This is a genomic window from Pradoshia sp. Z4_20 (assembly GCF_058216035.1).
This window is the reverse complement of record NZ_JBZAJD010000002.1, coordinates 577,681-590,441: the sequence shown is the minus strand read 5'-3', so window position 1 is coordinate 590,441 and position 12,761 is coordinate 577,681. Positions and strand designations below refer to the sequence as shown.

General features: G+C 37.9%; 10 protein-coding genes and 1 riboswitch. Of the genes, 7 read left to right on the top strand and 3 right to left on the bottom strand.

Features of this window, described 5'->3' with window-relative positions; genetic code table 11:
• Nucleotides 1–24 precede the first annotated feature (24 nt).
• Nucleotides 25–1,089: a lactonase family protein gene (locus tag AC4BHP_RS08825; RefSeq protein WP_181161982.1), complete on the top strand. Its 1,065-nt coding sequence runs from the start codon at nucleotides 25–27 to the stop codon at nucleotides 1,087–1,089.
• 41 nt (nucleotides 1,090–1,130) lie between these two features.
• Here the strand turns inward: AC4BHP_RS08825 and AC4BHP_RS08820 are convergent, their stop codons facing one another.
• Nucleotides 1,131–1,352, bottom strand: coding sequence for a hypothetical protein (locus tag AC4BHP_RS08820; RefSeq protein WP_175354220.1), 222 nt, complete (start codon nucleotides 1,350–1,352; stop codon nucleotides 1,131–1,133).
• Nucleotides 1,353–1,438: 86 nt separating this feature from the next.
• A complete protein-coding gene (locus AC4BHP_RS08815) occupies nucleotides 1,439–1,987 on the bottom strand; it encodes a TlpA disulfide reductase family protein (RefSeq protein ID WP_490551873.1) in 549 nt (182 codons plus the stop codon).
• A 160-nt stretch (nucleotides 1,988–2,147) separates the two neighbouring features.
• Here AC4BHP_RS08815 and gntK point away from each other — a divergent pair, with 160 nt between their 5' ends.
• The 3 genes from gntK to cdr all read left to right on the top strand — a co-directional run bounded on the left by gntK (nucleotide 2,148) and on the right by cdr (nucleotide 7,408).
• Entirely contained in the window at nucleotides 2,148–3,686 is a 1,539-nt protein-coding gene (gene gntK, locus AC4BHP_RS08810; RefSeq protein WP_490551872.1) for a gluconokinase, read from the top strand.
• 107 nt (nucleotides 3,687–3,793) lie between these two features.
• Nucleotides 3,794–3,994, top strand: a riboswitch (Lysine riboswitch).
• Nucleotides 3,995–4,126: 132 nt separating this feature from the next.
• Nucleotides 4,127–5,566, top strand: a complete 1,440-nt coding sequence (locus AC4BHP_RS08805; protein ID WP_140461218.1) for an amino acid permease — start codon at nucleotides 4,127–4,129, stop codon at nucleotides 5,564–5,566.
• Between the two features lie 192 nt (nucleotides 5,567–5,758).
• Nucleotides 5,759–7,408, top strand: a complete 1,650-nt coding sequence (gene cdr / locus AC4BHP_RS08800; RefSeq protein ID WP_490551871.1) for a CoA-disulfide reductase — start codon at nucleotides 5,759–5,761, stop codon at nucleotides 7,406–7,408.
• A gap of 378 nt (nucleotides 7,409–7,786) precedes the next feature.
• On the opposite strand, the gene AC4BHP_RS08795 is transcribed toward cdr, so the two are convergent.
• Entirely contained in the window at nucleotides 7,787–9,055 is a 1,269-nt protein-coding gene (locus tag AC4BHP_RS08795; RefSeq protein WP_066101053.1) for an MFS transporter, read from the bottom strand.
• Between the two features lie 152 nt (nucleotides 9,056–9,207).
• On the opposite strand from AC4BHP_RS08795, the gene AC4BHP_RS08790 reads away from it, so the two are divergent.
• The 3 genes from AC4BHP_RS08790 (at nucleotide 9,208) to AC4BHP_RS08780 (ending at nucleotide 12,704) form a co-directional block, all read left to right on the top strand.
• A complete protein-coding gene (locus AC4BHP_RS08790) occupies nucleotides 9,208–10,413 on the top strand; it encodes a helix-turn-helix domain-containing protein (protein ID WP_066101050.1) in 1,206 nt (401 codons plus the stop codon).
• A 522-nt stretch (nucleotides 10,414–10,935) separates the two neighbouring features.
• On the top strand, nucleotides 10,936–12,210 hold the full coding sequence (locus AC4BHP_RS08785) for a right-handed parallel beta-helix repeat-containing protein (RefSeq protein ID WP_066101047.1): 1,275 nt from the start codon (nucleotides 10,936–10,938) through the stop codon (nucleotides 12,208–12,210).
• Nucleotides 12,207–12,704, top strand: coding sequence for a nitrous oxide reductase accessory protein NosL (locus AC4BHP_RS08780; RefSeq protein WP_490551870.1), 498 nt, complete (start codon nucleotides 12,207–12,209; stop codon nucleotides 12,702–12,704). Before AC4BHP_RS08785 ends, AC4BHP_RS08780 begins: the two co-directional genes overlap by 4 nt.
• Nucleotides 12,705–12,761 lie beyond the last annotated feature (57 nt).

The following is a 12,761-nucleotide window of genomic DNA, read 5'->3' as shown; positions in this document are numbered from 1 at the left end:
TAACACGGGATGGGGGCAGTCAAGATGAATGAAATTCAAGGAAATAAGAAAAATGAATGGATGATTTATACCGGATCTTATGCAGAAGAAACAAGTACGGGTATTCATCTATTCAAATTGAACGTGAAAGAAAAAAAACTTGACTTAGTTGAGAAATATACGGGTATTGAAAATCCTTCCTTTCTTGTTATAAATAAAGCTCAGACCCATTTATACGCGGTAAGTGAAGTTGAGTATGGGATGGTTGTCTCTTATGCAATTAATCGGCAATCCGAACAGATTAGAGAGTTAAATCGCAAATCTACGAATGGGATGGCACCTTGCTATGTCAGTCTTAGTGAAAATGAATCTTGTTTATACATTAGTAATTATGGTGGCACGGTAACTAGGATAGAACTACAAGAGGACGGAACACTTGGAGAACATACGACAACAAATGAACATGTTGGATCAGGGGTTTGGGCAGACAGACAGGATGCACCGCATGCTCACTCAATCGTACCGGTACCGAATTCCTCCGTTGTAGTTGCAGCAGATTTAGGTACTGATAAAATTTATGTATACGATGATAAGGATTTTGCCAATTTGGCTAAAATGTCTACTATTCCTGGATCGGGTCCAAGACATTTTGCCTTTCACCCTACATTGCCAATCATGTATGTCATCCAGGAATTAAGCAATACAATCGCAGTATTTGAATTAAATGACCAACATATACCGGATTCTCTTCTAGGGGTGGTTACTACATTGCCGGATGATTACAAAGAGGAAAATACAGCAGCCGATTTGCATATTTCAGAGGATGGCCAATTCTTATATGCCTCAAATAGAGGGCATGACAGTATTGCAACGTACAAAGTGGCAGAATCAGGTATACCGGAAATTATCGCATTTACACATACGGAAGGAAAGGGACCGAGAAATTTCGAGTTAATAGACGAAGAAAAAGTACTTATTGCAGCAAATGAGCAAAGTGATTCATTAGTTTTATTTGAAATTAATAAAGAGGGTATTCCAACCTATACAGGGAATACGATTTCTCTTTCGAAACCCGTTTGTGTTCAAGCGATAGTAAGAAATCAAGAATGATACAAAAAAGCTGGTTTGGATTTTTCCAAACCAGCTTTTATTTAATTAGATTGTTCTTTTAAAGATTGTGTATAAGCCGTAAAGATACCTAAAACAATAATAGCCATTCCACCGTTTAATAGGGAGTATTGCAAGTCCCAATGGCCAGTATATAAATTTTTAATAGACAACACGCTGATCAACATAAGCATCAATGTAATTAAAATATTGTATGCTTTCATTCGTGAAACAACACCCCTTGATTCGTAATTGATCTTTTTCATAGATTTTATTTTACTATGGTTTAGGTATAAAATTAAGTATAATTTCGTCTTTTTTTTGTTATATTTTTCCGGAGATGTTTTGGACGCTAATCTATTGAGTCCATCAGATTTTTTATCGTTTCTTTTTGCAAGGGTCCGATTATTCGCTTTTGTATGATACCGTTGGAGTCAATGAAATAACTGGTTGGGATTGTTATAATTTTATATAATCCTGCAATAGTTCCTGTTTGGTCCAGTAATACAGGATACCTGATATTATACATATCTTGGAAGGTTTGAACGGCTTGCTTGTTTTTTTCTGAATAGGTCATATTCACGCTTAATACAGTGATCTTCCCCATTTTATGTTCACTATAAAATTCATTGAGATCTGGTATCTCTAATTTGCAGGGAGGGCACCAGCTTGCCCAAAAGTTTAATAAAACTTTTTGACCGCGATAATCAGATAATTTTATGCTTTTTCCGTCCTGAGTTTTTAATTCGAAATCAGGTGCAGATTGACCTTCTTTAATTCCTGTTTGAGTCAAAACAGGTCTAGTTTCCTCTGTAATAGACTCTTTTTGTGTCTGCGTGTAAATAAATAGAAATATGAATAAAAAGAATGGAGCAAGAATGGCAATTGTTTTATTCTTCAATTTGGATGAGGCCTCCTGATGTCGTTTTTATTTAGTAGAAAGTATTTGCCAGTCGTGAAAAAATTAATCAATGGGCATCAAATTGTGTTAAGTTGTTTATAAAAATATGAATAAAGGTAAGAATCTAGTATTGAGCTTTTAGGGAAGTGAGGGAAGATAGATGTTTTATATAGGAGTTGATATAGGAACCACGAGTACAAAGGCTGTATTATTTTCGGGAGACGCATCTGTGCTCAGCACCTATCATGTAGAGTACCCATTATATAGCCCGACTCCACTTACAGCAGAGCAGAATCCTGATGAGATCTTTCATGCTGTACTTAATGCAATAAGAGGAGTAATGGTCCAAAGCCAAATAAATCCTGATGAACTGTCGTTAGTATCCTTTAGCTCGGCTATGCACAGCGTAATTGCGGTTGAGGAAAATGGAAATCCATTAACTCAATGCATTACATGGGCTGACAGCCGTTCAAAGAAGTGGTCCGACTATATTAAAAATGAGAGGAATGGACAAGAAATTTATCGGAGAACTGGAACGCCAATCCATCCAATGTCTCCTCTTACAAAAATCACCTGGTTGATGAATGATTATCCCGAATTAGCGGGTAGGACATATAAATTCATTTCCATTAAAGAATATGTTTTTTATAAATTATTTGGGCAATATGTGATTGATTATTCGGTTGCTTCAGCAACAGGAATGTTTCATCTTAAAAATTTAGAATGGGATTCTGAGGCATTGGCAATCGCGGGTATTACAGAGACCCATTTGTCTAAACCAGTACCAACTACATATTATTTATCTGGCATGGACTCCGTCTATGCTGCGGATATGGGGCTGTTGCCGGATACTCCATTTGTAATAGGAGCCAGTGATGGCGTTCTCTCCAATCTGGGTGTCAATGCGATTGATCCAGGGATTGTAGCAGTCACGATTGGAACGAGCGGAGCCATTCGTACGGTAACAGATAGGCCGATTACGGATGAAAAGGGCCGAATTTTTTGTTATGCATTGACGGATAAGCATTGGGTGATTGGCGGACCAGTTAATAATGGAGGTATGACTTTTAGATGGCTAAGAGATGAGCTGGCTTCAGCGGAAGTAGAAACAGCTAAACGCCTCGGAATTGACTCATATGAAGTACTCACCAAGATAGCATCAAAAGTAGCGCCGGGGGCAGATGGACTACTATTCCACCCATATTTAGCTGGAGAGAGAGCGCCCATTTGGAACCCTGATGCCAGAGGATCGTTCTTTGGCTTGGGACTTCATCATAAAAAGGAACATATGGTCAGAGCGGTGCTTGAAGGAGTCATTTTTAATCTCTATACAGTCTTATTAGCTTTGCAGGAATTGATAGGTGTGCCAAGTAAAATCAGGGCAACGGGGGGATTTGCGCGCTCAGAGTTATGGAGGCAAATGCTTGCGGATATTTTTAATCAGGAAGTAGATGTGCCAGAAAGCTTTGAAAGCTCTTGTTTAGGAGCAGTTGTACTCGGCAGATATGCACTCGGTGAAATTGAAGACCTATCCGTTGTATCAAATTATGTGGGAACTACACATGTCCATACGCCGGTTAAAGCAAATGTAGAAAGATACGAGGAATTACTGCCAATTTACATCAATATATACAGAAAATTGGAGACTGAATATAGCAGTATAGCAGCTTTCCAAAACAAATGGATTAATCATAAATAAGTTGATTTGAAAATAACATTGTCGAATAATATTGACAGCATTCGCGTTTTCACTGTATCCTTTATACAGGAATAATTTAATTTAATACAAATCCTCATCGGACTAAAAGATGAGGTAGAGGTCGCAGATTTTATTAGTAAACTAAAAAGAGAGCCGGAAAGCTTGCTGACTTTAGTTGAAAGGAAAATCTGCCGAAGCGCTCTTTTTTTCCGAAGAGAGCAGCTGGGACTGTATCCGAATAGGTGCAGGACTGTCATGGTCTATATACATCGCGATATGTATATAGACCATGGAGAACTATCCATTTATTGTCTGGTGTGGCTAATCATAAAATGTTGCACACCTTAACAATAAGGTGTGTTTTTTATTTAGTTTATTTACACAGAAATGGATAATTCAAAAATAGAGAGTAACATGACAGCTTTGGAAGGGGAATTATCGTGCACAATAAGAAGCAACTGGGTTTTTGGATTTTAACGGCATTTGTAGTCGGCAATATGGTTGGGTCTGGTATTTTTATGTTGCCGCGTACGCTGGCAGAAGTAGCTAGTCCTGCCGGAGTAATTATGGCATGGGGATTAACAGGATTGGGTGTACTAACTATTGCGCTGGTTTTTGGGAATCTGGCTGTTCGTAAGCCACATTTAACAGGTGGCCCTCAGATTTATGCTAAGGAATTGTTCAAGGAAAATTCTTTAGCCTCAAGATTATCCGGGTTTATGTCTACATGGGGATACTGGATTGGTAATTTTGCAGGTAATATTGCCATCATCACTACGTTTGCAGGGTATTTATCTACCTTCTTCCCAAGTTTGACTAGTACGGCTGAATTGTTCAGTATAGGGAATTTTAGTCTAAAAGTTGGCAATGCTTTAACATTCCTTGTCTGCACAATCATGCTCTGGGGCGTTCATTTCTTTATTATGCGAGGCATAGAGAATGCTGGTAAATTAAACTTTGTGGCGACTGCGGCAAAAGTACTTGGATTTGGATTATTCATTGTAATTGGGCTATTTGCCTTTGAACAATCTAATATTGTACCGTTTGCGGAAACTCGTATAATTGATGGTGAGAGTCGGGGATTACTCAGCCAGGTAAATTTTGCTGCCGTCTCAACCTTATGGGCTTTTGTAGGGGTTGAATCTGCTGTTGTATTCGCATCAAGGGCGAAGAGAAAGGCAGATGTAAAGAGAGCGACCATTTTAGGGCTATTGATTGCCCTGGCTATCTATATGGGAATCAGTACACTTGTTATGGGATTATTAACACAGGATGCACTTATCCATTCAGAAAAACCATTAATCGATGCAATTGAAACGGTGCTGGGACCTGTTGGTGGGAAAGCATTGGCGGTCATTGGATTGATCAGTTTATTTGGTTCAACAATTGGCTGGATCTTGTTAAGCGCTGAAATCCCGTATCAGGCAGCAAAACAAGGTTTATTTATCCCTAAGTTTTTACAGGTCAATAAGCGTGGGATTCCTAATTTCTCTATGATTGTTTCAAATGGTTTAGGTCAATTATTTATTTTCTCAACTATTTCAAATTCAATTGCTCATGCATTTGACTTTATTATTTATATCGCGACACTTTCTTATTTAGTGCCATATTTAATTTCCTCCTCATTCCAACTGAAATTAGTTTGGACTGGCGAGACATATAAATCTGATGAAATGCGTTCACGAATTATTGATGGTACCATAGCCATATTGGCGACGGCATATTCCATTTGGGTGATCATCAAAGGAACGGCTGATTTAAAAACATTTATTTTCGGTGTTATCCTTCTGGCAAGCGGAATCCTATTCTATCGTTTACTGCCTAAAAATATGGAGGAAGTTAAACAACACGAGAACTATTATTTGAAAAAATCTTTTTAACTGTAATAAGAAGCAAACCCATTGTTAAAAGTGGGTTTGCTTTTTTTGGTATTATTTAAAAGTAAAACGGTGTTATGAAAACTGTTATCGGGAGCAATGATAGAGTGTAATCATGTGAGTTTGATAAATTGACATACCCAATAGGGTATATTACGATTAGACTAATCGATGAACTAATGGAGGTCTATTAAAATGAAGATTTTAATTGTTGGCGGTGTGGCAGGCGGAGCATCTGCTGCGGCAAGACTGCGCCGTCTAAGCGAAAAAGATGAAATCATCATGTTTGAAAAAGGTGAATATATTTCATTTGCGAATTGTGGTCTTCCATATTATATAGGAGAAGTTATCCAAAACCGTAATAAACTGCTTGTTCAAACAGTTGAAGGAATGGGGCAACGCTATAATTTAGATATACGTAATTGGACAGAAATTATCAAAATCAATCGGGAGCAGAAGACTGTCATAGCCAGAAAAGCAATGACAGGCGAGGAATATGAGGAATCCTACGATGTGCTAATCCTATCTCCGGGTTCAAAACCGGTTAGGCCAGCCATTCCGGGAATCGATGAGGCTAAATCTGTTTATACGCTTCGGAATGTTCCTGATACGGACCGTATCAAAGAAAAGGTAGATCAGGATAAACCTGAGAAGGCTGTTATCATTGGCGGCGGGTTTATTGGGATTGAAATGGCTGAAAATTTACGGGAGCGCGGCATAGATGTAACAGTTATTGAGATGGGAAATCAGGTGATGGCGCCAATTGATTTGGAGATGGCTCAAATGGTCCACACACATATGCGGGACAATGGAGTTCATTTAATACTTGAGGATGGTGTATCATCTTTTGAGAAGAATGGTCGTATCATTCGCTTGAAAAGCGGCAAAGAAGTAGAAACGGATATGATACTTTTAGCGATTGGTGTTCAACCTGAAAGTACCATTGCGAAAGATGCCGGCCTCGAGCTTGGGGTTCGGAATGCGATAAAAGTCAATGAGCATCTGCAAACATCAGACCCATCTATTTATGCGGTCGGTGATGTCATTGAAGTAAAGGATTATATTAACGGAACGGATACTTATGTGCCGCTCGCTTGGCCTGCCAATCGTCAAGGGCGTTTAGTAGCGGATCATATTCACGGGAAAGAAAGTGTTTATAACGGTACATTGGGCACTTCCATAGCCAAGGTGTTTGAATTGACCGTTGCTTCAACAGGAAGCAATGAAAAGATGCTGAAGCGTTTAGGTATACCATATGAGGTTGTTCATGTTGCACCAAGCAGCCATGCTGGCTATTATCCAGGTGCTTCCCAATTGCATTTGAAACTGATCTTCGATAAGGAAACGGGGAAAATATACGGAGCGCAGGCAGTTGGAAAGGATGGGGTAGATAAACGTATTGATGTTATCGCGACAGCTATCAAAGGTGGCTTAACTGTATTGGATCTTCCGGATATCGAGATTGCCTATGCTCCTCCATATTCCTCAGCTAAAGATCCTGTAAATATGGCTGGTTACGCAGCAACCAATATTATTGAGGGAATGGTCAGCACAGTGCAATGGCATGAAATTGATGAGATTGTGGAAAACGGAGGTTATTTAATTGATGTCCGCTCACCTGCTGAGGTTGCTAAAGGAGCAATTGCCGGCTCGGTCAATATTCCTGTTGATGAACTGAGAGAGCGATTATCAGAGATACCGACTGATAAAGATTTATATCTTACATGCCAGGTAGGTATGAGGGGTTACTTAGCTACCAGAATACTTGAAGGAAACGGCATTAAAGTTAAGAACCTTGATGGCGGATATAATTTGTATTCTAAGGCATTTCCTAAAGAAAAATAATAGTAAATGAGAGTTGGAGCTCCCTTTATGCGATAGTTTAGATTATCGCATAAAGGGGCTTTTTTGAATTGCTGAGACGGTTTGTGTCATGCTTGATTTAGAGCTTGGCTGGATTCAAGGGGCGATCGGCCGGATTCAAGCTCAGATTGGCTGGATTCGAAGAGGAATCGGCTGTATTAAAGCAGTGAATCGGCCGGAATCTAGCCCGATTCGGCTCGAATCGAAGTCGATACAGACAGTAACCAGCTAGAAATTCAATCAGAATCAATTCATTATAGAGGAATCTGCAAGATACGCCTATAATCGAGTAAAAACAATTAGGGGAGTATAAAAATGCCCGGCTGGATATAACCCAAGCCGGGCGATACTTCTTTATCATTAACTTGCCAATTCAGATTCCTTTGGTTCTTTTACTTTTGACATGGCAAGAAAGCTAATTAAGAGCAGTGAAAATCCAGTGATGAGAGGTATATAAAAAGCTGGTATGTAGTCAAGCAAGACACCGAAAAGAATCATCCCAAGCGGTGAGATTGCAGATGCAATCGTTTCAACTAATCCGAAAATACGACCAAGATAGTGGCTCGGGGTTGTACGCTGTATTAATACATGAATAGGAATATTTACAACCATGACGATGGAACCTATCATTCCAAGGACGATGATGTAGTAACTGACATTGGCAATCACAGAAGTCATTTGGAGCATAGGAGGCAAGCCAATCATAATGACAAGTATTGCTAAACCAATTAAGCCCAATCTAATTTTCTTTAATTTATCTTTCATTTCAGGACGTTGTGAAATGATCAATGATGTGATAAGTGCTCCAACAGATACCATCGAAGCAGCAATTCCGTATGATTGAGAAGAAAAATTCAGTGATGTGTTCAGGATGTAGGGGATTGCAACATTTATACCCGCAAAGAAGAAGTTAATCCAAAGTGATACTTTGAGCAGGGAGAATAAAAAATCGTTTTCTTTTAAATAGGAGAAGCCTTCAGCCAAACTCTTCATGAATTGCGTCTTTTCCTGTTGTGCCGCTTTCTCAGTGTACAGGTTGAAAATAATAAATAATTCAATTATACCGGCAAGTATAAAGGTGATTCCAGTTAGCAGAATGATTTCCTCAATTGCTAAGAACCCGTATAAAATACCAGCTATGATTGGACCGAGTATACCGGCAAGCGATGATGCGGATTGATTTAAAGAGCCAGCCTTTTGTATAGATTTATCCCCAGCCATTGAGGGAATGGTTGAAGATGCAGTCACAGAAAAGAAAGTAGAAAAAATCCCTAGCAGTACTTCTGATGTATATAACAATGCAAGTGAGAGCCCCGAAAAGTGAGAATAGGCAATCATAAAAAACATGAGTATTCCGCTAAGAATTTCCGTCAATATAATGATTGTTTTGCGGTTAAAGCGATCTGCAAGGGTTCCGGCAATTGGTCCAAAAATAATTCTGGGAACAGAGGCAAACACAAGAGCAAGTGCAAAACTTGTACCCGAACCGGTAATTTTTAAAATGTATAATCCGATGGCGAATGAATAGATGCTTGCACCAAATAATGAAATAAATTTTCCAATAAAAAACAATAAAATATTCCTTGCGCTTAATCTCTCTTGTTCTGCTTCGGTATAACGTACACTCATGGGCTTTTCTCCTTTAGTTTAAAAGTTTAATGTCATTAAACTTATTATATAAATACTAATTTTTGGAAGTCAACAAAAAGTTTAAAATAATTAAACTTTAATTTGTGGATCAGAATTATTTACCGTATACTTTCCATAAGGAGGGGATAACCATGCTGGGCAATAAAATTAAAACGTTACGGAAAGCTTTAGGGATGACCCAATCCGAGTTGGCTGGAAATCGATTGACAAAAGGAATGCTGAGCCAAATTGAAAACAGTAAAGCAACCCCATCGATGAGCACACTTGAATATCTTGCTCAACAGCTTGGTTGTGAACCTAGTGATCTTCTGAATGAGAAAGAGGATTATCTACCTTTATTAAATGAGATAAAGAATGATAAAAAACAAGAGAATTATTCAGCTATTTACGATAAATTATCCCATGTGGTTTCTGAAAATATGCCTCAGGGAGTAATGGAGGCGAAGTTATACAGCCTTTATGCGGAAGCAGGCCTTTATTTAGATAAACCAAACATGAAGAAATATATCGAATTGGCAGCCTCCTATTTTAAGATGAATTCTTTATTCTTAGACAGTGCTGAAACATTATGGATTTATCATCAGTATCGTTTGTCTCATGGAAATTGGGATGAATCTTTATCCATTTTGAATGAAATTAGAAAATTCTACTCTGGTAATGGACTTGAAGAAAATACGGTATTTCAATTAAAGCTTTTATTGGATGAAGGAATCGTCTTATTAGCGTTGGAAGAATATAAAGAATCCCATACAAGAATGCAGGAAGCCATCGCATTGTCCAAAGAGACGAATGTCTATTATCGTATGGATGATATATACAGGATTGCTTCCAATTATCCGCTTGTGATGAAGGATGATAAGGAGTTTCTTAGATTAATCAGTAAATCTCGTCAATATGCGATTTTTTCGGAAAATAAGATTGCATTGATGATGTTTCCACTTTTATATGCGGTTTATCATAATGAAATAACAAAAGACTACAAAAAAGCTATTCACTACCTAGAAGAATTTGCGATAAATCCGGAAAAGATAGACGAACTTTATTATCTGGAATATGGGAAAGCACTATATGGTCTGGGAGAAATTGATCGAGCTTTGGAAAATCTGCTTAAATGTCATCTATCCGGTGCGTTGGTGCATCCAATCGATGTAGGAATGGTACAGTCTGCAGGAATCTATATTGCTCTTTGTTTAAATCAACAGGGCCACAAGGATGAAGCCCTGGAGCAAATTAACAAAACATGTGATTTAATAAAGAATATGCCGAAATCTATTTATTATAAAAGGGCTGTTGAGGTTAAAGAAACATTGCTAAATGATAATGGAACTGTACATTGAAATTATGTGTGGCTGTTCATTCAGTTCCTTTATCCATTTGTTTCAAAGATTTAGGTTAACGTTTGTAAACGCTTCACCTAAATATACAATGTCGTTAGGACACAGTGGTGATAATAATGTTGACAGATGGTAGTGGGCTTTTATTTTATGTTCCAATCCATTCATATCTGGCATTCAAATGTCTATTAAGATTTTCGGGTAGTTTACTTACCCTATTCGGTCATTGCTTCGCAAGAACTCTTCCTATCCCTCTAATATCTCCCTGGTTACTTCCCCTGCACAAGAATAATCTTCTGCAATAATAGTTGCCTGTAAATTTAACCTATTAAACTTCTATGCTGAAACATATAAAATTCTCCATAAAATAGCTCCTAATACAATATGATGATGGGCTTGATACCTTTATGCTGGAAAATATAATTATTTTTCAAGTAAAATAATTATATAAATTATAATGAATATGATCATACCATCAACTGCTTAAAGTGGAGCAAACGATTGATAGAAAAAGGTGGGTTAATGATGAAAAGGTTACGCATCTTTTTAGTGTTTGTAGCGTTATGGATTATATATGAACCGAGTAGTTTCGCAGAATCAACTCTGCAGCAGCAAATTGACCAAACGCCCATTGGAGGAACATTGATTGTTAAAAGCGGTACCTATGAAGATCCGGTTTCCATTAATAAGCCAATGACCATTAAAGGAACAGAAAATACAGTGCTGAGTTATACAGGAGAGGGATCCTTTATAAACATTTCTGGTGAGGGTGTACAAATATCAAATATTGAAATAGAGGCAACACGCCTACCAATTGAGGAATCTGCAATTGTGCTGGCTGGAAATTATCATAAACTTAACAATCTCACAATCAAGTCAGCTGGGACTGGTATTAAACTGGATAAGGCGAATCATGTAAGTGTGCTAGAAAGTTCATTTACAGGGACATCTGAAGGCCATGCTATTAATCTGTGGGAGTCAAATTACAACACGTTCGGTAAAAATTCAATACGGAATGTTCAGGATGGATTTTATGTAGAATACAGCCACCATAATACATTTAAAAATAATAAAATTTGGGATGCCCATTATGGGGTGCATTTAATGTATTCCAATTCCTGTTTGATTGAAGAAAATGAATCATTCAATAACTTTACCGGCGCCATGATTATGGGTGCTGAAGATGCAATGGTACGTAAGAATACATTCACCGAAAATAATGAAAATGTGAATTCTCAGGGTTTGTTACTATATGACTCTAGGAATGTTACGGTTGAAACAAATGAGATTCACAATAACCGGATTGGCATATTTATTGAAAAGGCCAATGTGAATACCGTTAAGGATAACAGGCTGCAATCAAATTTTGTAGGTATTCAGTTTAAAGAATCAGAGAATAATCGAATCTATCAAAATGATTTTCTGGGTAATGTAAATGACGCTCAGGCTATTGAAAGTGAAGGGAATCAATTGGATGGGAACTACTGGGACGCATCAGCGAAAATAGATTCAGACGGAGATGGTATAAGTAATTTAATCTACCGAGCCGATCCTTATTTTCTGGCTTTGACAGAGGAAGTTCCTGAGTATCAACTCTTTTTTCAGGCACCGGGCATGACAATTCTGCAAAAAATGCTGAAAAGTACCGATGAAGAGCTATTAACGGACTCAGGTCCCTTAATGGACCCTATCCAATCAAACAATCAAAACAATCAAGCTGATCTGCCAGTATGGATAGTCAGCGGATTATTGTATATAGGCAGTTTATTTCTATTCATAAAAGGGAGGAAACAACGATGAAACAATCATTATGGAAAATTGCGTTAATCGGAATTGCAGTTATGCTTATGTCTGCTTGCGGTAATAAATCGACTGAGCCAGTGGAAATTAATTCGAAGACTGACACATGCGCAAACTGTAATATGTCGGTTGCGGATAATCAGCATGCAACAGAAATTATCTTAACTGATGGTAAAACATTTGTTTTTGATGATATCGGTTGCATGTTTAATTGGACAGATGAAAACGAGAATAAGGAAATTGAGAAGACCTTTGTACGTGATTATCATTCTAAAGAATGGATAGAAGTTGAAAAATCCTATTTCGTATATGGAGAAGAAATCAAGACGCCAATGTCATACAATGTAATTTCTTTTGAAGACCAATCAAGTGCTGAAGAATTTGCTGAAGAATCAGGGGGAAGTTTATTATCCTATGAAGATTTACAAAAACATGATTGGAAACAGCATAAAGAGATGAATCATAAGGAAACGGACAGTCATAGCCATAGTTAACAGGTGAAAAAAACAAGGCAGCCGGCATGGTTGCCTTTTATTTAGATGTCGTCACGG

What these genes read in the sequence shown, in the direction of transcription:
- AC4BHP_RS08795 (WP_066101053.1), bottom strand. Translation starts at nt 9,055, where the DNA reads ATGAGTGTACGTTATACCGAAGCAGAACAAGAGAGATTAAGCGCAAGG.
- gntK (WP_490551872.1), top strand. Translation starts at nt 2,148, where the DNA reads ATGTTTTATATAGGAGTTGATATAGGAACCACGAGTACAAAGGCTGTA.
- AC4BHP_RS08780 (WP_490551870.1), top strand. Translation starts at nt 12,207, where the DNA reads ATGAAACAATCATTATGGAAAATTGCGTTAATCGGAATTGCAGTTATG.
- AC4BHP_RS08785 (WP_066101047.1), top strand. Translation starts at nt 10,936, where the DNA reads ATGAAAAGGTTACGCATCTTTTTAGTGTTTGTAGCGTTATGGATTATA.
- AC4BHP_RS08820 (WP_175354220.1), bottom strand. Translation starts at nt 1,352, where the DNA reads ATGAAAAAGATCAATTACGAATCAAGGGGTGTTGTTTCACGAATGAAA.
- AC4BHP_RS08825 (WP_181161982.1), top strand. Translation starts at nt 25, where the DNA reads ATGAATGAAATTCAAGGAAATAAGAAAAATGAATGGATGATTTATACC.
- cdr (WP_490551871.1), top strand. Translation starts at nt 5,759, where the DNA reads ATGAAGATTTTAATTGTTGGCGGTGTGGCAGGCGGAGCATCTGCTGCG.
- AC4BHP_RS08790 (WP_066101050.1), top strand. Translation starts at nt 9,208, where the DNA reads ATGCTGGGCAATAAAATTAAAACGTTACGGAAAGCTTTAGGGATGACC.